The organism is Rhodococcus sp. (in: high G+C Gram-positive bacteria) (assembly GCF_049299235.1).
Taxonomy (GTDB): domain Bacteria; phylum Actinomycetota; class Actinomycetes; order Mycobacteriales; family Mycobacteriaceae; genus Rhodococcus.
The window spans coordinates 18,610-39,011 of the sequence record NZ_JBAQXC010000227.1; the positions used below are offsets into that span (position 1 = coordinate 18,610).

The window sequence follows — 20,402 nt, forward strand, 5'->3', positions numbered from 1 at the left end:
GGAAACCGTGAAGATCGAAGCGGACCACGACCTCTGCCAGGGACATGCCATGTGTTCGATGGAAGCGCCCGACGTCTTCACGGTCGCGAAACACGGAACGGTGGAGGTCCTCATGGACACCGTTCCGGACCGGCTGCGCGACGACGTCGAAGCGGCCGTCAAGTACTGCCCCACCCGTGCCCTCGGCATCATCGAGGACTGACAACAGGAGAGATCATGGCCCCGTTCGACCGTGCCGAGCTGGACGAGATGATCCAGCGCTGGATCGAGGCAAACAAGCGAGCCGAGGCAGACGGTGACTGGAAACCATTGGCCGAGATGTACACCGAGGATGCCACCTACGGCTGGAACTACGGTCCGAAGCAGGACTTCATGGCAGTCGGCCGCGAGGAGATCCGGGAGCTGGCACTCGGCCAGGAAATGTTCGGCCTCGACGGTTGGGAATACCCCTACCAGCAGTTCGTCGTCGACGACCGGACCGGCGACGTGATCGGGCTGTGGAAGCAGGTCGCCGACGAAACCCGCACGGACGGTGCGTATTACGAGGTCCACGGCATCGGCGGAAGCTGGTTCCGGTACGGCGGCGACTTCCAGTGGTCCTGGCAACGCGACTTCTTCGACTTCGGGAACGTCTCGCACCTGTTCCTCGAAATGATCACCGCCGGAGCATTGTCCGACGGAATGAACAAGCGCATCGAACGGTCGATGTCCGGGGAGCGGCTGCCGGGCTGGTATCCGGCGGGGAAGGCGCCGGTCCCGCTGTGGTGAGCACGCGGGATCAGCGCGCGCACTCGTCGTTCGCGGCACTCTCACGCCGCGACCTGGCGGTGCTCGTTCCGGAACTGCTGCTGTGCGGTCAGCTGATCGACCGTTCCGGGATGGCACACCTGATCTCGGCGTTCGGCCGTGCTGGCATGGCCGAAGTCGCGATCGAGGAGTGGCAGGCGTCGAGCCCCTGGTACACCCAGCGGATGCAGCGTGCCCTGGGATACGAGGGCGACGACGTCGTCACGATCTTCAAAGGTCTGCAACTCGACATCGGCGCGCCGCCGCAGTTCATGGACTTCCGGTACCGCGTCGACGATCCGCACCACGGCGAGTTCTGGCTCGATCATTGCGGTGCGCTCATGGACGTCGAACCGCTCGGTGACGAGTACGTGAGATCGATGTGCCACGACATCGAGGATCCGACGTTCGACGCGACGGCGCTGGCGACCAATGTTCACGCGCAGGTGCGGCCCATCCATCGGCCACCACGCAGGCCCGAGGATCGTCATCCGCACTGTGCGTGGAGTGTGGTCATCGATCCGGCGCACGTGCCGCCGACCGTCGAACCTCACACCGAGGCGATCGGGCGCACCGTCGCGGTCGGCGTCGAGTTGAGCCCCATCGACCTCGACGACGAAGGCAACGCCGACTATTCGGGTCCGTTGCTGTCGGACGTGCGGTTCGCGGACTTCTCGCGGTCGGCGCTCGTGCGGATCGCCGAGGAAGTGTGCCTGCAGCAGCACATGCTCACGCTCGGATTCCTGGCCGGCGTGCGCAAACGCACCGACGAGGACAGCGCGCTGGCGATCACCCGCAAACAACTCACCGGTATCGCGGGGTTGACGTCGGAACGGATCCGGAACGCGCTGGACCTGCCGGTCGATCTCGCCGGGCTGGCGACGGTGTTGTCTGTGCATCCGTTGTTCGCGCCGCGGCAATACGTCGACCGCGACATCCGGTTCGACGGTGAACGACTCGAGGTGCGTATCCGGCGCAGCGGCGGAGCACACCTGGACGGTTCGTGGCCGGTGCTCGTCGACGGTGAACACCTCGAGGCACTGAACGCACTGGTGCGAGGGGTCGATCCGCACTTCACCGTGCGGGTCGTTGCGGAAGATGCCGACGCGTTGGTCGTCGAGGTGTTCGCGGCGCCGGTACCCGCGAAGGAATGCGGCGAGGTCGCGATCACCAGGTTCAGTTCAGGCTCCGGTTTCACCTTTGCAGATCGAGGAATTCCCTTGCCGCTCACCGTGGTGTGAGCGCACGTCGAAAGGATCCTTGCGTGGCGCACAACTTTGCCGACCTGTTCGAACACGCCGTCGATGCCGTGCCGGATCGGGTGGCGCTGATCGTCGGCGATCGGCAGGTCACCTATCGAGAACTGGACGACCGAGCGAACCGGCTCGCCCATCACCTCGTCGATGCCGGACTCGGCGAGGGTAGCCACATCGGCATCCACATGCACAATGCGATCGAGACGATCGAGACGATCTTCGCGGCGTTCAAGATGCGCGCGGTGCCGATCACCGTCAACTACCGGTATACCTCGGACGAACTCGCGTACCTGTACGACAATGCCGATCTCGAGGCCCTCGTCTACCACCGGTCGTATGCGCCGGTCGTCGGGCAGGTGCTGCCGTCGGTGTCGAAGCTGCGGTACAGCCTCGTCGTCGACGAACCGGGTGAACAGGAGACCGCCGCTACCGAGGGGACGTCGGTGCGATACGACGACGCACTCGCCACGGGCTCGGCCGAACGGGACTTCGGGGAACGCTCCGGCGACGACAAGTACATCCTGTACACCGGCGGCACCACCGGGCGCCCGAAGGGCGTGGTGTGGCGGCAGGAGGACATCTGGCGGGTCCTGGCCGGCGGCACCGACTTCTACAGCGGCGAACCGGCCCCGGACGAGTATCACCAATCCCGGATCGGTGCCGCCGCCGCGGAGCCGATGCGCTGGCTGCTGCTGCCGCCGCTGATCCACACCTCGGCGTTGATGCCCACGTGCAATGCGCTGTTCTCGGGCAACACCGTGATTCTCGACGCCCATTTCGATCCGCACGGGACGTGGCAGATCGTGCAGCGGCACCGGCCTCAGATCATCGTCATCACGGGCGATGCGATGGGGCGTCCCCTCGTCGACGCGCTGATCTCCGGTAGCTACGACCCGTCGGGGTTGGCCGTCGTCGCGTCCGGTGCTGCGCTGTTCTCCCAGTCGGTGAAGGACGCGGTCTTCGACGCGATTCCCGGTGTGCTCGTCTCTGATTCGGTCGGTTCGTCGGAAACCGGGTTCAGCGGTATCGGTCTTGCGTCCCAAGGGCTGGTGCAGAAGGGCGGTCCGCGAATCGGCGCGGGCCGAGGAACTTTCGTGCTCGACGACGAGGATCGTCCGGTCACCGCCGGTGAGGGCTGGCTCGCGAAAAAGGGACATGTCCCGTTCGGCTACTACAACGATCCGGTCCGGTCCGCCGAGATCTTCCGGACGGTCGACGGTGAGCGGGTCGTGGTGACCGGCGACCGTGCCCGAGTCGAGGACGACGGCACGATCACGTTGCTCGGGCGCGGAAACATGGTTGTCAACACCGGCGGCGAGAAGGTGTTCGCCGAGGAGGTGGAGGCGGTCGTCAAGGCGCACCCGGAGGTGTTCGACGCGATCGTGATCGGAGTGCCGGACGAGCGATGGGGGCAGCGGGTCGCCGCGGTGATTCGTCCGCGCGAGGCGGGCAGGCTGAACGTCGGAGATCTCGAACAGCACACCCGCGGCGCACTCGCCGGATACAAGATTCCCCGCTCGATCTGGTTGTCGGACACAATCGAGCGCACCCCAAGTGGGAAACCGGACTACCGTTGGGCGCACGAATTTGCATCGAAGACCATAGCGCACTACACCATCTGAAATACCCCCGCCATTCGGTGATGGGAACCATCATTCGGTCTGACCGGGTGAAGGTTCCCATCACCGGGGAGTGCGGGAGTGTCAGCCCCTGGCGGCGGATATGCCGGCGCGGCGGCCGAAGAAGCTGCCGTCACCGAGCGAGGTGCCGCTCGCATAGCCGCCGGCGCACACACCCGACGTGCAGCGACCGGCCGCGAACAGGCCGGGGATCGGATCGCCGGAGACGTGCAGCACCTCCGAATTCACGCTCGTGCGGAGGCCGCCGAGAGTGAAGCCGGCGGTGAAGTTACGCAGGTCCAGCGCCGCGATCGGAGTTCCGATCGGCTTGACCCACTCGCTCTTCTTGCCCAGCACCGGATCTTCGCCGTTCTCGGCGTGCCGGTTGTACACCTCGACGGTGGCCTGCAGGGTGCCGGCGGGCAGCTCCATCTCCGATTCGAGTTCCTCGACCGTCTCGGCCACCCACTTCGGACGGAACCGGAAGAACGGTGTGGAACTCTTTGTGCTGCAACCCTCCTCGTACGAGGCCTCGTCGATGATCAGAAACGCCTGATTGTTGTTCTCGAAGAGGGTGAGTTGCCCGATGCGGCCCGGGTAGGTGTCCTCCGGGACGTACCTCTGCCCACGGGCGTTGACGAGGATGCCGCGGGCCATCAGCTGTGGGTCACCGAAGAAGGCGACCTCGGTGGCATCCATGTGCGCGAGGTCGGCGCCGAGGGCCTGCGCCATCCGGATCGCGCGGCCGTCGTGTTCCTCGACCGCGGCGCCGGGCCTGCCGATCAGCTTCGGCGCGTACGACTCGACCATCTCCTTGTTGTACGCGAAGCTGCCCGTCGCCAGTACGACGCCGCGGCGAGCCCGCACATACAGGTCCTTTCCGTACCGCTTCGCGGAGATGCCGACGACCCGACCGGTTCCGTCCACGACGAGACGCTGCACGCGAATGTCGTATTCGGCTCGGACCCCGAGTTTTTCGGCGGTTTCACTCAACGGCTTCATGATCATGTAGCCACCGCCCTGCTCGCCGGTGCGCTTGTTGCTCATCTGCGGTACATGTCCGCGGGGCACCGGGGTGGCGAGAGTATTGAACGGTGCCGCATTCTCGCCGCCGGAGTACATGAGGCCGTCGTCGCCGGGGATTTCCCAACCCGGTTCGCCCCAGAAGCTTTCCTTGAACACGACACCATTGTCGACCAGCCAATGGTAGTGGTCGACGCTGCCTTCGCAGTATTCGGTGAGTTTCGCATCGTCGGTGCCGGGACCGAGCGCCGCCGCCATGAAGGCCTTCATGTTCTCGGGGGTGTCCTCGAACCCGAGCGCTTTCTGCAACGGCGTGCCGCCACCGAGGTACAGGATGCCGCCGGACAGGGACGCCGCTCCACCCCAACCGCCGGTGCGTTCGAGGACCAGGACGTCGGCTCCGGCACGTGCGGCCTCGATGGATGCGGATACGCCGGCGATGCCGTTCCCGGCGACGACGACGTCGGCTTCGAGATCCCAGGCCGGAATATCGTCGGCGTGTAGGGGGTGAAGGGGGGTTGATGTCATGGTAATCCGTTCTGGTCGTACGGGTTTCAGTATCCGGAGATGGTGGTGGCGAGGCGTTCGATGTACGCTGTGACCTCGTCTTCGGAGCGGTCCGGTAATCCGAACACCACTTCGGTGACACCGGACTCGCGCCATAGGCGCAGCTCGTCGAGGTCGGGTCGGCCGGCCAGCGCGAGAACCTCGGGCGCGCCTTCGCGCCCGGCCTCGGTCCACATCTTCTGGAGGCGCAGCACGTGCTCGTCGATGTTGCGGTCGCGGGGGGTGGTGATCCACCCACCGGCGGACCTGACGATCCACTCGAAGTTGCGGTCGGTGGGGCCCGCGCCGAGGAGGATCGGGGGGCCGGGCTGCTGGACGGGCTTCGGCCATGCCCAACTGGGGCCGAAATCGACGAATTTGCCGTGGTACTCGGCTTCCTCCTGGGTCCACAGTGCGGTCATCGCCTCGAGGTATTCGCGCAGGGCGGTGCGGCGCTTCTTGGGGTCCACCCCGTGATCGGCGAGTTCTTCGGCGTTCCAGCCGAACCCGGCTCCGAGAACGACGCGGCCACCGGAGAGGTGGTCGAGCGTCGCGATTGTCTTGGCGAGGGTGATGGGGTCGTGCTCGAGTGGCAGCGCCACCGAGGTGCCGAGCCGGATGGTGGAGGTGACAGCGGCGGCGAGGCCGAGCGTCACCCACGGGTCGAGGGTGCGCATGTAACGGTCGTCGGGCAGCGATGCGGTGCCGGTTCCGGGGTGTGCCGATTCGCGGTTGATCGGAATGTGGGTGTGCTCGGGTACGTAAAAGGTGTCGAAGCCGTTGGCTTCGGCGGCTTTCGCGGCGACCTCGGGGCGGATGCCGCGATCGCTGGTGAACAGGGTGATGCCGTGGCGCACGGTGTTCCCTCTCTCTTCCGGTGACTGTCAAGAAATGTAACGCGTTCTATCCGCTGGGGGAAGGACTTTATGGACAGGTGTCTGATTTCGTGTCCGGCTTCGTCGTGCGCGTATCCTCCCGGTGCAGATGGGGGCGGCCGCGTCTCGAGTACGCTGGTCCGGCAGCTCACGCGGAAGGTGACGGTGATGGCAGAAGAGCCGACCACAGGGGATTCCACTACCGGGGATTCGACTACCGGGAATTCGACCGCGGGCGCGGATCGGCCGCGAGCAGGCCTTCGCCCCGCGCAGCGTGCGCGGTACGACCGCATCATCGCCTCGGCGAAGGAACTGGCCGCGGAAGGCGGATACGACGCCGTGCAGATGCGCGCCGTCGCGGAGCGATCCGGAGTCGCACTTGGCACCGTCTACCGCTACTTCCCGTCGAAGAATCAACTGCTCGTTGTGGCAATGCTGCAGATGTTCGAACAGTTCGATGCCCAATTCGACGTCGAGTACGCCACCGGATCGTCACCCCGGGAGCGGGTCATGTGGGTGCTGCACGGCGCGTTCGCGCAACTCGAACGCGAACACCAGTTGTACGACGCATTGGTCCGTGCGGCGATGTTCGCCGACGCCTCGTCCGCCGCCGAATTGGATCGGCTCGGGCAGGTGATCACGGGTATGTATGCGCGAGCGGCCGGGGTCGAGACGATCACCGAGGAACTGCTCAATGCCGTACGCATCATCACCGACGTATGGATGTCGAATCTGGTGAGCTGGGCCGCAGGTCGGGCAACCGCGGAGGACGTGATCGCGCACATGGACACCGCTGTCGGCCTGGTGTTCTCCCGGATCGATCGGCTCTCGCACGACCGCTGACCCGGCCGCGGGGTACGCGTCCGGGTCGAACTGGTCACTCCGTGACGGGGTCGAACTGGTCACTCCGTGACGGGACCGGGAACGTCGACGATCCCGACGGTCGGCAGGAAGAAGCACGCCGTCTCACCATTGGTCACCGTGCCGAACACGGCCGCCAGCACCGTGCCGGAACCGGTGTCGACCGGTGCGACGCGGGCGCCGCCGAGCGGGACGGCGCTAGCGAAGAACTGAGTGATGGCCCCGGCGGCAAGCGATCTGAACTGTTCCGGCACCGTGTCCGGCACGGCCGCCGACGCCGCCTCACCGATCGTGCCCATCGGGACGAAACCGCCCTGGAACGTGTTGACATTGAACCATGCGACCTGCATCCCGGTCGTGTTCTCGCCGTCGTGTTCGAGTGTGGCCGGAACGAAAGCAAATAGGGTCTGACCTGCATCGACCGCGTTGATCCTCGCATTGTTCAGCATCGGGAGCGGTGCCAGGTCCGGCCACGGGCCGGGTACCGCTCCCGCAACGGCAGGCGCGATGCCGAGTGGCAGGCCGCTCGCGTCGTCACAGAATGGCGCACCGGTCGGGTACAGGAACGGTTCGATGCCGAGTGTGCGCAGAAATTCGACCGCATCCTGATATGCGGTAACCGGATTCGCATCCGCGACCGGAGTTACGCCGCCGTGCGCACCGGCGATCGCCTCCGCAGCGGCGACCGCGACCGGGTCGACACCGGAGGCGCCGCGCAGTGCGTCGAGCGCCGCGCTCGGGGTCGTCGGGCCGGCGGGAGCATCGGGTTCGGCGGTCGCGACGGCCGGCAGCGCGAGCGCGGCAGCCGCGGCGACGGTTGCGACCGTGGTCACCAGGCGCATCCGTCGGCGAGTGGTCCTGCATGTCATGAGCTGCTCCTGAAAGTCGGGACGTGTCCTCGCGCCTCTCGAACCCTAAAGTCTCAAGTGATAGTTGAGAGTGCTGAACAGAGCAGACCACATCCCGGCCGCTCGGCGCGAGGCGGGACGCTGGTGCGTTATGCAAACGAAATGTCGAGGTTGCCCGAATCGGTGTCGCTCCGGGAACCGCGCCTCAGTCGTCCTTCCACAATGTGCCGAGGTCGGGTCCGGGCTCGTCGTCGGCCGGCGCACCGCGATAGCGCAGTGCGAACACGATCCATCCGATCACCGCGATCATCAGGAAACTGATGAGCCGGTACACCACGACGGCGGACAGTGCCTGAACACCCGTCATGCCGCTCGCCGTCAGAGCGGGGACCAGCACCGCGTCCATGACACCCAGCCCGGCGGGCAGCAGTGGGATTGCACGGCTCGCGGCAGTGCCCGCCGCGTAGGCGACGGCGATACCGGCGAGGCTCGGGGCACCGCCGATCGCGTACGCGGCGAAGGCGAGGCACGCGCCGTCGCACAACCAGTTGAGAACCGACCACGAGAACGCGCGGGCTGCGTGTGCCCGGTCGAGCTGAACGGCGCCGAGCTGATCGACGATCCGCTTCCACGCTCGTATCCACGTCTGTTCCGGCTTCTTGCGCAGCCGGTTGAATCCGCGCAGCGCGATGATACCGATCGTCTCCAGTGAACCGGGATTGCTCGCGGCGTATTGGACGAGCACGACGAACGCAGCGAACCCGCCGATCGAGAAGATCAGGGAGAACGGGTTGGTGGTCGCGCCGACGAGCAGTGCGCCGACCAGCCCCAGAAGTGCAAGCCCCGCGGCCTGCAGCAGCCCGGCCATCACGAGTTGCCAGGTCGCGACCACCGGGCTTGCGCCCCACTTCCGCATCTGCCGATAGGTGAAGGTGGTGCCGAGGACGGGTCCGCCGGGAAGCGTGACGCTCATGGAGTTCGCGGCGTAGGCCACCGAGAGCGATTGACGTTGTGTGACGGTGACATCGGCCGCGGACAGTAGGGTGCGCTGAACCCGTGCGAAGCTCGACATCTCGAACAGTGACGCCCCGATCGCCGCGGCGACCCATTGCCAGTGCAGGTCGCCGAGTGTCTTGAGACTGCTCGACAGTTCCGGCCAGATCAGAATCGCCTCGACGGTCAGGACCACGACGAGCACGGCGCCGACGATCCACTTCAGGTATCGCCGGTGGGCCGGTTTCAGCCCGCTGCCGCCGTTGTCGTTGCCCTGTACTTCGTCGTGACCCTGTACTTCGTCGTGACCCTGTGTTTCGTCCTCCCCGTCGCCGGGGCTGCCGTCGTCACGTCCGTGGTTGTCTCCGCGTTCCCGGTCTGGGTCGTGTGGTTCGCCGGAATCGGTATCGCTCATGTTCCTCGTCTGCTGTATCGGCATCGGGTGGGCGGTGGTCTCCGGCCGTCCGGGCAGGAGGCGCTACACCGTTTGCGGCCAGTCGGCGAGGGTACTCCGGTAGAGGTCTTCCACGGCCCGGATGTGTTCATCGAGGTCTTCCGATGTCCAGTCGCTCACGTCGATCGGTTCGAGCACTGCGACGTCGACGATGCCCGACCGTACCAGCGTCGAGTGCTTCCAGAGCAGTTCTCCGGCGTTGCGGATGACGACCGGCACGATCGGTACGCCGGCCTGCATCGCCATGTGAAACGCTCCCTTTTTGAATCGCCCGATCTCGGGTGTCAGGGAGCGGGTGCCTTCGGGAGCGATGATCACAGAGGTGCCGCCTCGGAGTGTGTCCACCACCGGGCCGAGGGCTGCCTTCGCGCTATCGGTGTTGCTTCGGTCGACGAACGCGGCACCGGCGAAACGGAGCAGTGGTCCGAACAGTGGGTCGTTCGCCATCTCCTTCTTGGTGACGCCGGTGAAGTCGTGTCGCAGCACCTTCGCGAGGATCATCGGATCGAGCTGGCTCTGGTGGTTGAAGATGAAGACTGCCGGGCGCTGCGCCCACGCATGGGACTCGCCGTGCACCCGCACGCCGATGCCGGCCAGCGCAAGGGACACGTCGGACCCGATACCGATCATCGAATCCAGTGCCACCTTCTTGCTGCGGTTGACGAGACCGAGTCCGATACCGGTCCAGACCGATCCGAACAGGCCTCCGTATGCTGCTGCGGTGCGCACCACTTCCCTGGGGCCGGGCGTGCCACGCGGGCGGAATCGCAGAATCGGCCACTGGCGTTCGAGAGCAGCCTTCGTGAGTGTGCCGTCCGGATTGGTCGGTGTCGGATTTCCCATGGTGGCAAGGAAATCGACGTCTTCACCACCGTTCGAATAGGTGTAGCTCGCAGCGCGGTCGATCTCGTGTTCCTCCGCGAATGCGGCTGCCGCCTGTGCTTTACCGCTGCGCCACAGTGACTTTCCATCGACCTTGCCGGTGAGGACCCCGTCTTTCACCTCGAGTGGTGTGTACAGCAGGTGCTCGACGCCGAGCGCATCCGCCGACGCCTGAAGCTGGTAGCGGGACGCCGACGAGGCGATCGCCACCGTGTGCCCAGCCTCCTGATGCGCCCGGATCAGTTGCCACGCTTCGGGATAGATGTGCCCCGCGATCGTCGATGCGAACAGCCGCTGACCGATCTCGTACAGTTCGTCCTCGGTGTGACCACCCCACGCCTTGAAGGCGACCGCGACGAACCGCTCGAAATCGGATTCGCTGTCGGTTCCGCGCAGCCCGTTGAGCATCGTGCCGGCCAGCTCGGCCGCGCTGACCTTGCCTGCGAGCAGACGGTCGCGAAAGAAGTGCACGCCGGAGAAACCGTGCACGATGGTGCCGTCGAAGTCGAACATCGCCGCGACTTCCGGCCCCCGAGGCCCGGTTCGGACCCGTTCCAGTGCCTGCTCGATGTTCAACGATCTGCCTTCCTGTTCGAGATGTCGAGGGACTCGGCGAGCTGGACACGCTCTCCGACGGCCAAGAGGTCGGCCGCGAACGCGCGGCGCTGCTCGCGCACGTCGTCGCCACCGCGCTCGAGCAGCCCCCGATTCTGCGCGAGTTGCAGTGCTGTCGCGAACAGTTCCGACGACACCGATTCCGGACCGTACAACCGGCCCTGCAACAACATCTGGGTACCCACCGCGACGCATTCGTCGAGGAACGCCGCGCGATCCAGTTTCAGCATCGGGTCCCGCAGCGCCAGCCGTTCGGCCACGACGAGTTGGGAGTCGAAGAACGACCGCAGCGTGCGGTGCACCATGAAGAAGCCGGTCTCGATGAGCGCGGTCAGCGCGTCCTGCTCGGACAGGGGCAGATCATCGCTCCACGCGGCGCCCAGCAGCGCCAGCTCGGCTCGCATCTGGGTTTCGAACGTGTCGCGGTCGGGGAAGAAGAACTCGAACTTCAACAGGTCGCGCAACTTCTTCGCCTCCTGCCACGCGGACTGCACCGGATTCCCGTCCGGGTTCTCGTGCGCGTGGAGGATCGCCAGCTCGAGGATTGCCCTATTGACGAACCAGTGCACCCCGCTGTTGCGGTAGAACGCGGCGACCAGGTGCTGGCCGCGATGGATCGAATAGACCGGTTCTTCGCCGCCTGCGTAGGTGGTGACCACACCGGCGTCGGTGAGTGATCCGAGGACGCCCGCGAGTCCACCTTCGACGTCCAGGACGGACAGTTCGCCCTGCGGCAGGTCGCGTGCTTCGATGTAGCGGCGTACCGGGGCGATCACGGCCCGCACTTCGTCCAGGGTCAGGGCCCGGTCGCGCACACCCAGCAAGGCCAGTGTCACCAGGCAGTTCACCGTGATCGGGGTTGCCCCGTTGATCCCGACCGCGACCTCGAACGCCACCTTTTGCAGCGCCTTACGGGTCCGTTCGACGTGTTCGGTGTCGTTCCGGGCAGGATCGGACAGTTCGGGGTCGCCTCCGCCGGACAGCAACCCCCGCATCGACAGCGGCTCCCCGAATCGCACATACACGTTGCCGGCGCTGCGTTGCTGACCGCGCGCGTAGCGCGCCAGCCAGGTCAGGCCTTCCGGTTTCTTCGACGCGCCGGTCTGCTCGGCCGCGACGGCGGCGACTTCGGCGAGACCCTCGTAGGTGATCGACACCGGCACCAGCATCGCGTCCTCGACGCGACCGGTCCGGATCGCATTGGCCACATAGTTGAGCAGCCCGAACTTCGGTGCCCGCAGCTTGCCGGTGCGGGTGCGACCGCCCTCGAAATACCACTCCAGATTGAAACGTTTCGTCAGCAGATACGCGAAGTACTCTTCGAGCGCAGCCTTGTACACGGCGTCGTCACCGAAGCTGCGGCGGATGAACACGGTGCCGGTACGGCGTGCGATCGGCCCGATCGGCCAGAACGTCAGATTGGCGCCGCCCATGAGGTGATTTCGTGGGAACTCGTTGTTGGCGAGGATGTCGCCGAGAACGAACGCGTCGGCGTACGAGCGGTGTGACGGCAGGAACACCAAAGGGCGCCGCCGGTTCAGTTCCCGCAGCGACTGCAGCCCCGATTCGTCCGCACGCACGCTCCACGCCGACGAATGCAGCGGACGCATCGCCTGCGTGAACAGATCGGTCACGAGACGGGACTGCACCGCGACGAGTTCGCCCAGTGCCGTGCGGGCCCGCGAGTCGACTTCCTCACGGGACATGTTGTGTTCGAGTCTGATTGAATCGAGGCGCCGACGGAACGCCCCCGAATCCATGATCTGCTCGGCGACGAGGCGCGGCACCTTGTAACGGTCACCGATGACGGCACGCTCGGCGCGCTCGAGCGCGACCACGGCACGCCGGGTGATGTGTCGGGCGAGCGATCCGGGTGACGCGTCGCCGTCGTCGGCGAGTAGGGAGTCGTGCATGTCGCTCAGCCGGGCCGGGTCGGCCACGACGATCCGGTGCCGGTCCGACGATCGGCCGACGAGCCACTGCTGAATGAGCCGGTTCGGGTTGCGCGGATTCGTCAGGGCCAGCACATCGGCGAACTTCACGCGGCGTGCGCCGCCGCGGGCAGACGGCAGCCAGACCACTTTGACGGGTACGACCAGCGGATCGTCGGTGCGCGGCACCAGTTCGAGCGCCAGGACGCGGGAGTCGAGATCCAGGACCGTGGGTGTCGCGTCCGCGAAGTCGGCCGTGGAGTATTCGCCGGGCAGTCCACCGGCCCGCAGCCAGCGAGTGATCAGATCCCGTTCGATCGACGTGGTAGCCGCGGCGACCACGACGGTCGGCCCGCCCGGTGTTTCCGCACCCGTCTTTCCCGCCCCTGATGTTCCCGCGCTGCGCTGCCCATCCACAGTCCTACCTCCTCTGCTGTGCCCCACTGTAAACTACCGTGCGAACAGGGCTCGGTTCGGCATAAACGACACGACGGGCCGCTGCTGCGGCGTCGCCGGGCGAACGGGCGCACGCTGAGGCAAGGTTGATCACGATGCACCCGGGACCGGATGCGGGTGCCGACGGAACGGAGGCAGGCAGTGTCCGATACCGGCCTGTATGCTCAGGTCCGGGAGACCCATACGTCAGTGGTGTTCTTCGTCGGCGACCGGGTCCACAAGATGAAGAAGCCGCTCGACCTCGGTTTCCTCGACAATCGCACCCGTGCGGCCCGCGAGAGCGGATGTCACCGCGAGGTCTTTCTCAACCGGAGGCTCGCACCCGATGTCTATCTAGGTGTCGCCGATGTTCACGGACCCGACGGTCAGGTCTGCGAGCATCTCGTCGAAATGCGGCGTCTACCGGACGAGCGTCGCCTCGCCGCGCTGATCACGCGTGGCGAGAGTATCGATGCGGTCGTCGACTCGGTCGCCAGGCAGGTTGCCGGCCTGCACGCCGCGTCACCGAGGGATCCCGCGATCGACCGGTGCGCGAGCGCGGACTTCGTGGCGGATCTGTGGCGGCAGAGCCTCGACCATCTCGAGCGGCTTCCGGTCGGAACCGACGCCGCACAGTTGCTCGCGCGGATCCGGACATCCGCGAACCGGTATCCGGCCGGCCGGGCGCCGCTGTTCGCCTCGCGCATTGCCGACGGTCGTGCGGTGGACGGGCACGGGGACATGCTCGCCGACGACATCTTCTGTCTCGACGACGGCCCGCGGATCATCGACTGCCTCGAATTCGACGACGAACTGCGATACGGCGACGGCGCGCTGGATGTCGCGTTCCTCGCGATGGACCTCGAACGGCTCGGCGCGGGAGCGGGTGCGCACCGACTGGTGCGTGGCTACACGGAGTTTTCCGGGGATGCGTGCCCCGCCACGTTGATGCACCACTACATCGCCTATCGGGCGGTGGTCCGCGCGAAGGTGACCGCGTTGCGTCACGAGCAAGGTGATGAAGCGTCCCGAGAGGTGTCACTCGGTTTGCTCGCGCAGGCGGACCGGAATCTCGATCGTGGACGCGTCCGACTCGTTCTCGTCGGTGGTCTGTCCGCGACCGGCAAGACCACCGTCTCCCGTTTGGTCGGGGATCACCTCGACGCGGTCGTGCTGCGCAGCGATGTGATCCGCAAGGAACTCGCGGACCTCGATCCGGTGTCCGACGCGAGCGCCGACATCGATTCGGGGTTGTACGCCCGAGAACACACCGAGGCGACGTATGCCGAACTGCTGCGCCGGGCGCGGACCGCGCTGTCGCTCGGCGCATCCGTGGTGCTCGACGCGACCTGGCTGTCCGAATCTCGTCGCGAGGCGGCCCGGCAGGTCGCGACGGACGCGGTCGCTGATCTCGTCGAGATCGAGTGCCGCGCCGACCCGGCAATTCTGTTGCAGCGCATATTATCCCGTCGGGAAAGGGGCGGCGATGCGTCCGATGCGACGCCGGCGGTGCTCAACGAACAGTTGCATCGTCGTGAGGAATGGCGGTCCGCTCGGGTGATCGACACGACCGACGGCACCCTGCCCGACACCGAACGGCTCGATCGGGAGGTCGGGCGAGGTCCGTGGTGACGTCGAATGAGGACAGCCTCGCATTGCTACCGCGTTGTGCCGCACCGTTCTAACCTGACGGAGTGCCGACCCGAGAATCCACCGACCGTCATGTCCACGAACCACACGGGACGGGCCTCGCCGCGAAGCTGAACTGGCTGCGTGCGGGCGTGATGGGCGCCAACGACGGCATCGTCTCCACCGCGGGCCTCGTCGTGGGGGTGGCGGCCGCGACCACCGACGTGCCCGCGATCCTCACCGCGGGATTCGCCGGATTGTCGGCGGGCGCGGTGTCGATGGCGCTCGGCGAGTACGTGTCGGTGAGCGCGCAACGAGACACCGAACGGGCCATGCTGCGCACCGAACGGCGCGAACTCGAGCAGATGCCGGAGGCGGAACTCGAGGAATTGGCAGGGTTGTTGCAACGCAAGGGCCTCGAACCGGACACCGCGAAGACTGCGGCGAAGGAACTGACCGAACGCAATGCGCTGGCCGCGCATGCGGAGGTCGAACTGGGCATTCACCCGGACGACCTGGCGAACCCGTGGGTTGCAGCGGGGTCCTCGGCGGTGTCGTTCACGATCGGCGCGCTGATTCCGCTGCTGGTGGTGGTGCTGCCACCGGAACACCTGCGGATTCCGGTCACGTTCGTGGCGGTGCTGGTGGCGTTGGCCTTGACCGGGAGCATCAGTGCGCGACTCGGTGGGGCACGGCGAGGTCGGGCGGTGCTGCGGGTCGTGGTCGGTGGCGCGATCGCGATGGTCGTGACATTCGCGGTCGGCTACCTGTTCGGCACCGCGACGGGCTGACGAGGATCGAGCCCGCCGCGGAACCGTCGGTGCTATGTGTTGCGCGCGATGAGGACCGGGCAGGGCGCCTTGTGCAGCAGATTCTGGCTGGTCGAGCCGAGGAGCGCGGCAGTGAACTGGCTGCGACCGTGGCTGCCGACGACGACGAGTTGCGCGTCGTCGAGTTGGCCGAGCAGAACCTTCGGTGCCGGGCCGCGTTCGATGACGCGGCGCACCTCGACGCCGGGATATTCGTCCTGCTTGCCGGCGAGTGCTTCCGCGAACACGGCGGTTTCCGCCTCCTGCACCGCATTCCAGTCGACGAGAGCCGCGGTCGCGCCGGTGCCGAGTGCCGCGTCGCCGATCCAGGAGTGTGCCGCCACGAGCGGCACGCCGAGGGTGTCCGCCAACCGGAAGGCGTACGACACTGCGGTGCTGGACAGTTCGCTGCCGTCCACGCCGACGACGATCGGCTTCTCGTTCGGCAGGGGATTGGCGGTGTCGCCGCGCCACACCACGACCGGGCACGGCGCGTGGTTGGCGACGCGGAGCACGGTGGAGCCGAGCAGGAAGTTCTCGATCGCTCCGGCTCCGGTGGCGCCGACCACGACGACGCGGGCCTCGTCGGCGGCTTCGAGCAGCGAACTGGTGGCGGGGCCGGGGCCGATGTAGCTCTCGACGGTCAGGCCGGGCTGCTCGCCGCGAATCAGGTCGCTGGCGTCGGAGAGCAGTTTCTCACCGTCGGACCTGAGTTGGTCGTACATCTGAGACTGGATGAGCACCGCGGATTCACTGTAGAAGATGCCCTCGCTCGGAAGCGAGTGGATCAGGCGCAGGGGGAGTCCCATACGGGCGGCGAGGGCGCCGGCCCATCGGGCGGCGGCGGTCGCGGTGTCGGAACCGTCGATGCCTACTACTACGGTCTGGGTCGCGTGCGTACTCATCGTTGAGCCTCCATATCTCTGTGATGCTGCATGATCGAGCCTATCGAAATCTGTACCGGATGAGGGTGTGGCCGAGCTGTGCTCTACGGCACGAGCACCGCCGCTCCCGCGAAGCGGCCCGCGGACAGGTCCGCGAGCGCCCGGTCCGCGCGATCGAGCGGGTACGGGGTGGTCGCGACGTGCACGCGGTGTTCACCCGCGAAGGCGAGGAAGTCGTGTGCGTCACGGCGCGTATTCGCGGTGACACTGCGAATCGTCCTCTCCCGGAACAAGTGCCGCTGGTAGTTCAGCGTGGGTATGTCGGTGAGATGGATGCCGGCGACCGCGAGTGTTCCGCCCGCATCGAGCGCCTCCAGTGCGGTCGGTACGAGGTCGCCGACCGGCGCGAACAGGATCGCCGAGTCGAGCGCTTCCGGCGGCCTGTCGTATGCACCCTGCGTCGAGGATGCGCCGAGATCGAGTGCGAGCCGCTGTGCGTCCTCGCCGCGGGTCATCACGTGCACCCGAATGCCTTGCGCCAGTGCGACCTGTGCGGTCAGGTGCGCGCTGCCGCCGAAGCCGTAGATGCCGAGCGCGCCACCGGAAGGAACATCGGCACGCAACAGTGCGCGGTAGCCGATGATGCCGGCGCAGAGCAGCGGCGCCAAAGACTCGACGGTGTACCCGGACGGCATAGGAAGCGCGAAATATTTGGGCACAGTGGCATATTCGGAATATCCTCCGTCCGCATCCCAGCCCGTGTAGGTGGATTCAGGGCACAGGTTCTCGTCACCGCGCAGGCAGTATCGGCACCGCCCGCAGGTACCGCGCAGCCACGGGATACCCACCAGATCGCCGACCGCGTGGTCGATCTGGTCGCCGCCGACGACCTCGGCGACCACCTCGTGGCCGGGTACGACACGGTGCCGGTGCACCGGTAGGTCGCCCTCGACGACATGCAGATCGGTGCGGCACACCCCACATGCGAGCACGCGCACGAGCAACTCGCCGTCGCCCGGTTCCGGTATCGGCTCACGGACCGCCTTCAGTGGACCACCGGCGACCGGGCCCGGCGTCTCGACCCGCCAGGCAAGCATGCTGCCGGACCTGCTCATGCTCCCTCCCCACAGGTCATTTCCACAGTGATTTCGCCGCGCGTCGCGCGTCCTTCCACGCCTCGTTCAGGTGAACCGCCTGTGCCTCGCCGAGCAGAACCTCACGCTGGTACATGATGCCGAGCCCGAAGCTCGACTCGGCGGTGTGCTCCTGGTCGGAGACGATGTCGAGCAGATGCTCACGTGCCACCACCGAATCCTGGAATTCGCCGAGCAGATCCTGGAATGCGTCGAAGTGTTCGAGTGCGCGCGCCGCTCGTTTCGGATGCAGTGGGCGAATGACCTCGATCGCGTACCGCATCCGCTTGGCGCCCTTGCGCGCCCGGTGCATCAGTTCGTCACGTTCGGTGGCGGTCGTCGCCGCGCCCACCGCACGGACCCGCTTGGAGACCTTCGCAGAAAGATGCCGAAGCGACGACGTGAGGTCTCCGGTACGGGCCTTCTCGGCCTTGCGTGATGCCGGTGGCGTCGTGTCCAGGCCGTCGATCAGCGCGTCCAGCGCGGCGAGCATCTCCAGGTACCGCTCGGAATCGAGGGTGCCGACGGCTTCGGCCGCCGCAGCCTCGGATCGGCCCGAGAAGTAGTCGTCGATCCGGGCCTTCGTCGCCTCCCGCTGCGATTCGAGGGGGATCTCGCCGACCCGATCGAGCAGCCGTTCCCACTGCACCTCGAGATCGCGGGACGGACTGAGCCGGCGGCCGAACCATCGCAGTTCCTCGACCGGCCGGTCGTCGAGAGCGAGATCGTGCGCGTAGGTCTGCAGCGCGCTGCGTGCGCGCCGGGCCGCCTTGCGCATACTGTGCACGGAGTCGGGAGCCGAGCGCCGCACCCCGATGTCGGTCAGCTCGAGGTTGCTCAGTTCGGTGCTCAGGTAGTCACGCAGGTATCCGGCGACACCGTCGACCTCGCGTTCGGCGGGCACGAGGTCGCCGAGCACCCGGTGCAGTTTGGACGGGCTGGCGGAGCGGGCGATCCCGGCCGCGGCAAGCCGCTCCTCTACTGCGTCGAGAAGTTCGCTACTGCGCACCCCGGCACCGAGTTCGACCTCGATTTCGCGCCACTGCATCTCCACGTCGTCGGCGCCGCGTACCGCGGCGACATCGTCGACGACAACCTCGACGAGGAGCATCCCGTCCGGGTCGGTGGCGCGGACCCGGCGCCGGTCGGTGGTGAGCAGAGCAGCGAGTTCGACCGGCCGGTCGCGGCGGATCCCGCGCAGCAGCTCGAGCAGTTCGTCGGGCGGAGTGTCGGCGTTGTCGCCGAGCGGGAAGCGCAATTCGGTGCGGGTGTCGACGCCCGCGGGCAGTTTCAGGTGCCAGCCGGCGTCGTCGCCGCCTTCCCGTCGGCGCAACGTGATCTTCGCGCGCAGCAGATGCAGGTCGCGGGTGTCGAAGTATTGCGCAGACAGTGCGATGCGGTCGGTGCCGAGCGTGTCGACGCCCGGAAGGCCGGTCAGGTCGGGAAGATCCTGATCTGGATCGGCGGTGTATTTGCGCTCGGTTTCGTCCACCGCTTCCACACCGGACAACGTTGACATCGCTCTGGCCTTCCTTTCTCGCGGCGACCGGTCATCCCGTTCACCGGCATCCCGTTCGCCGTCATTTCCGTTCGTCCCGGATATCGACCGCTGTACCTCCCCACCCTGCCACCGTTTGCGGCGAATGTCCTGAACGGACCTGCCCCGATGGAGCGGAAGAGACTTTCGGCCCTGTTTCGGGGTGCGCCGACGGGGTGATCATGGATGAACGCGTGTGCTCTGGAGGCGTGATGAGGATTCTGGTGTCGGCGGCGAGCAGACACGGTTCGACCGGGGAGATCGCAACAGCACTCGGAGCGGCGCTACGCGACCGCGGTGTGCTCGTCGATGTCGTCGATCCCGCCGATGTGAACGATGTCACCGGCTACGACGCGGTCGTGATCGGTAGCGCCGTGTACCGCAACCGATGGTTGCGTGCCGCGAAGGAACTCGTCGATGTACACGCCGCCGAGTTGCGCACGCGTCCGGTGTTCCTGTTCTCCTCCGGCCCTGTCGCGGATCAGGACCGGCCGGTCAACAACCCGTACGACGTGTCCACCGCCCGTCATCGCACAGGAGCGCACGAGCACCGCATGTTCGCGGGCAAACTCGATCTCGACGCGCTGAGCGTGGGGGAACGGATGCATGTGCGGATGTCGGGCGGCCGAGCAGGCGACTTCCGTGATTGGGACGCCGTCGGCGGATGGGCGGAGACCATCGTTGCCGCCGTGTCGCGCGCGGGCACTGTCGTCTCCGACAGAGAATGCGGACACAACAGGTGAGACCACGTCCGGTTGCGCCTCAGCTCGCCGGATTCCGGTAGTGCTCGGCGAGTTCGTCCGCGCGATCCCACGGTGACCAATCCACCGGGCGTCCCGCGAGTTGCGCTTCGACGACTTCGAAGCCGGCGTGCCATCCGGCGCCGTGCGCGTATGCGGTGTCCTCGTCGTCGGTGGTGTGGGTCAGGGTCAGCCAGCAACCGCCGCTGCCGTCCGGCACCAGCTCCCAGTGCAGGACGTCGGCGTCCCACATGTACTCGAGGATCTGCGCCGGGTGGACGGAGATCACGGTGCCGTGCGAGGTGCGATCGGCGGGCACCGCGAACCTGCGGACCTGCTCCTCGGTAGCGGAGAACTGCAATTGCGCTCCGGGTTCGAGCACGAAATCGACCCGGGCCGGAAACCACGCGCCGAGCAGATCCGGATCGGTGATCGCATGCCAGACCTGCTCCGGCGGCTGCGGGAATCCGCGTTGGAACCGCAGTGCGATCCGGCCGTCGTAGGTACGGGAAACGGTGCCGATATCCATGGGATCCTCCAAGACGT

At 66.6% G+C, this 20,402-nt stretch carries 18 protein-coding genes; 8 read left to right on the forward strand and 10 right to left on the reverse strand.

The genetic code is table 11. The annotated features are described in order from the left end of the window. The first annotated feature begins 7 nt into the window (after positions 1 to 7). From WAX14_RS13280 to WAX14_RS13295, 4 genes are read left to right on the forward strand one after another with little or no spacing between them, the layout of a single operon-like run. A complete protein-coding gene (locus tag WAX14_RS13280) occupies positions 8 to 202 on the forward strand; it encodes a ferredoxin (RefSeq protein ID WP_422628525.1) in 195 nt (64 codons plus the stop codon). A gap of 14 nt (positions 203 to 216) precedes the next feature. After that, positions 217 to 768, forward strand: coding sequence for a nuclear transport factor 2 family protein (locus WAX14_RS13285; protein WP_422628526.1), 552 nt, complete (start codon positions 217 to 219; stop codon positions 766 to 768). Then, positions 762 to 2,027: a hypothetical protein gene (locus WAX14_RS13290; RefSeq protein ID WP_422628527.1), complete on the forward strand. Its 1,266-nt coding sequence runs from the start codon at positions 762 to 764 to the stop codon at positions 2,025 to 2,027. The genes WAX14_RS13285 and WAX14_RS13290 overlap by 7 nt, the downstream gene beginning before the upstream one ends. A 23-nt stretch (positions 2,028 to 2,050) precedes the next feature. Beyond that, positions 2,051 to 3,664 (forward strand): acyl-CoA synthetase, encoded by a 1,614-nt coding sequence (locus WAX14_RS13295; RefSeq protein WP_422628528.1) that lies wholly within the window; start codon positions 2,051 to 2,053, stop codon positions 3,662 to 3,664. Positions 3,665 to 3,745: 81 nt separating this feature from the next. On the opposite strand, the gene WAX14_RS13300 is transcribed toward WAX14_RS13295, so the two are convergent. Both WAX14_RS13300 and WAX14_RS13305 read right to left on the reverse strand, forming a co-directional pair. Next, entirely contained in the window at positions 3,746 to 5,212 is a 1,467-nt protein-coding gene (locus WAX14_RS13300; protein ID WP_422628529.1) for an FAD-dependent oxidoreductase, read from the reverse strand. 26 nt (positions 5,213 to 5,238) lie between these two features. Then, positions 5,239 to 6,087 carry an LLM class F420-dependent oxidoreductase gene (locus tag WAX14_RS13305; protein WP_422628530.1) on the reverse strand — a complete coding sequence of 283 codons (849 nt, stop codon included), beginning with the start codon at positions 6,085 to 6,087 and terminating at the stop codon, positions 5,239 to 5,241. Positions 6,088 to 6,273: 186 nt separating this feature from the next. On the opposite strand from WAX14_RS13305, the gene WAX14_RS13310 reads away from it, so the two are divergent. Continuing rightward, positions 6,274 to 6,948 carry a TetR family transcriptional regulator gene (locus tag WAX14_RS13310; RefSeq protein WP_422628531.1) on the forward strand — a complete coding sequence of 225 codons (675 nt, stop codon included), beginning with the start codon at positions 6,274 to 6,276 and terminating at the stop codon, positions 6,946 to 6,948. Between the two features lie 59 nt (positions 6,949 to 7,007). Here WAX14_RS13310 and WAX14_RS13315 read toward each other — a convergent pair whose 3' ends face one another. The 4 genes from WAX14_RS13315 to WAX14_RS13330 all read right to left on the reverse strand — a co-directional run bounded on the left by WAX14_RS13315 (position 7,008) and on the right by WAX14_RS13330 (position 13,031). After that, the gene (locus tag WAX14_RS13315; protein WP_422628532.1) at positions 7,008 to 7,835 is read right to left on the reverse strand and encodes a hypothetical protein; all 828 of its coding nucleotides are present in this window, start codon (positions 7,833 to 7,835) and stop codon (positions 7,008 to 7,010) included. 184 nt (positions 7,836 to 8,019) lie between these two features. Then, positions 8,020 to 9,222, reverse strand: a complete 1,203-nt coding sequence (locus WAX14_RS13320; RefSeq protein WP_422628533.1) for a lysylphosphatidylglycerol synthase transmembrane domain-containing protein — start codon at positions 9,220 to 9,222, stop codon at positions 8,020 to 8,022. Between the two features lie 63 nt (positions 9,223 to 9,285). Further along, positions 9,286 to 10,719 carry an HAD-IB family hydrolase gene (locus tag WAX14_RS13325; RefSeq protein WP_422628534.1) on the reverse strand — a complete coding sequence of 478 codons (1,434 nt, stop codon included), beginning with the start codon at positions 10,717 to 10,719 and terminating at the stop codon, positions 9,286 to 9,288. Continuing rightward, entirely contained in the window at positions 10,716 to 13,031 is a 2,316-nt protein-coding gene (locus WAX14_RS13330; protein WP_422628545.1) for a glycerol-3-phosphate 1-O-acyltransferase, read from the reverse strand. The genes WAX14_RS13325 and WAX14_RS13330 overlap by 4 nt, the downstream gene beginning before the upstream one ends. A 255-nt stretch (positions 13,032 to 13,286) precedes the next feature. On the opposite strand from WAX14_RS13330, the gene WAX14_RS13335 reads away from it, so the two are divergent. Together WAX14_RS13335 and WAX14_RS13340 are read left to right on the forward strand one after the other, a co-directional pair. Then, positions 13,287 to 14,756 (forward strand): AAA family ATPase, encoded by a 1,470-nt coding sequence (locus tag WAX14_RS13335; RefSeq protein WP_422628535.1) that lies wholly within the window; start codon positions 13,287 to 13,289, stop codon positions 14,754 to 14,756. 62 nt (positions 14,757 to 14,818) lie between these two features. Beyond that, complete coding sequence (locus WAX14_RS13340; RefSeq protein ID WP_422628536.1) at positions 14,819 to 15,544, forward strand: VIT1/CCC1 transporter family protein; 726 nt, start codon at positions 14,819 to 14,821, stop codon at positions 15,542 to 15,544. A gap of 32 nt (positions 15,545 to 15,576) precedes the next feature. Here WAX14_RS13340 and WAX14_RS13345 read toward each other — a convergent pair whose 3' ends face one another. From WAX14_RS13345 to WAX14_RS13355, 3 genes are all read right to left on the reverse strand, one after another. Further along, complete coding sequence (locus WAX14_RS13345) at positions 15,577 to 16,467, reverse strand: universal stress protein (protein ID WP_422628537.1); 891 nt, start codon at positions 16,465 to 16,467, stop codon at positions 15,577 to 15,579. Positions 16,468 to 16,550: 83 nt separating this feature from the next. After that, positions 16,551 to 17,543, reverse strand: coding sequence for a zinc-binding alcohol dehydrogenase family protein (locus WAX14_RS13350; protein WP_422628546.1), 993 nt, complete (start codon positions 17,541 to 17,543; stop codon positions 16,551 to 16,553). Between the two features lie 34 nt (positions 17,544 to 17,577). After that, complete coding sequence (locus WAX14_RS13355) at positions 17,578 to 19,098, reverse strand: CHAD domain-containing protein (RefSeq protein ID WP_422628538.1); 1,521 nt, start codon at positions 19,096 to 19,098, stop codon at positions 17,578 to 17,580. 230 nt (positions 19,099 to 19,328) lie between these two features. Between WAX14_RS13355 and WAX14_RS13360 the strand changes: the two genes are divergently transcribed. After that, positions 19,329 to 19,859, forward strand: coding sequence for a flavodoxin domain-containing protein (locus tag WAX14_RS13360; protein ID WP_422628539.1), 531 nt, complete (start codon positions 19,329 to 19,331; stop codon positions 19,857 to 19,859). A 19-nt stretch (positions 19,860 to 19,878) separates the two neighbouring features. Here the strand turns inward: WAX14_RS13360 and WAX14_RS13365 are convergent, their stop codons facing one another. After that, positions 19,879 to 20,385: an SRPBCC domain-containing protein gene (locus tag WAX14_RS13365; RefSeq protein ID WP_422628540.1), complete on the reverse strand. Its 507-nt coding sequence runs from the start codon at positions 20,383 to 20,385 to the stop codon at positions 19,879 to 19,881. Positions 20,386 to 20,402 lie beyond the last annotated feature (17 nt).

Excerpts from the sequence above, each read along its gene's own strand:
- WAX14_RS13285 (WP_422628526.1), top strand. The coding sequence starts at position 217 with ATGGCCCCGTTCGACCGTGCCGAGCTGGACGAGATGATCCAGCGCTGG.
- WAX14_RS13300 (WP_422628529.1), bottom strand. The coding sequence starts at position 5,212 with ATGACATCAACCCCCCTTCACCCCCTACACGCCGACGATATTCCGGCC.
- WAX14_RS13310 (WP_422628531.1), top strand. The coding sequence starts at position 6,274 with ATGGCAGAAGAGCCGACCACAGGGGATTCCACTACCGGGGATTCGACT.
- WAX14_RS13315 (WP_422628532.1), bottom strand. The coding sequence starts at position 7,835 with ATGACATGCAGGACCACTCGCCGACGGATGCGCCTGGTGACCACGGTC.
- WAX14_RS13320 (WP_422628533.1), bottom strand. The coding sequence starts at position 9,222 with ATGAGCGATACCGATTCCGGCGAACCACACGACCCAGACCGGGAACGC.
- WAX14_RS13345 (WP_422628537.1), bottom strand. The coding sequence starts at position 16,467 with ATGAGTACGCACGCGACCCAGACCGTAGTAGTAGGCATCGACGGTTCC.
- WAX14_RS13350 (WP_422628546.1), bottom strand. The coding sequence starts at position 17,543 with ATGCTTGCCTGGCGGGTCGAGACGCCGGGCCCGGTCGCCGGTGGTCCA.
- WAX14_RS13355 (WP_422628538.1), bottom strand. The coding sequence starts at position 19,098 with ATGTCAACGTTGTCCGGTGTGGAAGCGGTGGACGAAACCGAGCGCAAA.
- WAX14_RS13360 (WP_422628539.1), top strand. The coding sequence starts at position 19,329 with ATGAGGATTCTGGTGTCGGCGGCGAGCAGACACGGTTCGACCGGGGAG.
- WAX14_RS13365 (WP_422628540.1), bottom strand. The coding sequence starts at position 20,385 with ATGGATATCGGCACCGTTTCCCGTACCTACGACGGCCGGATCGCACTG.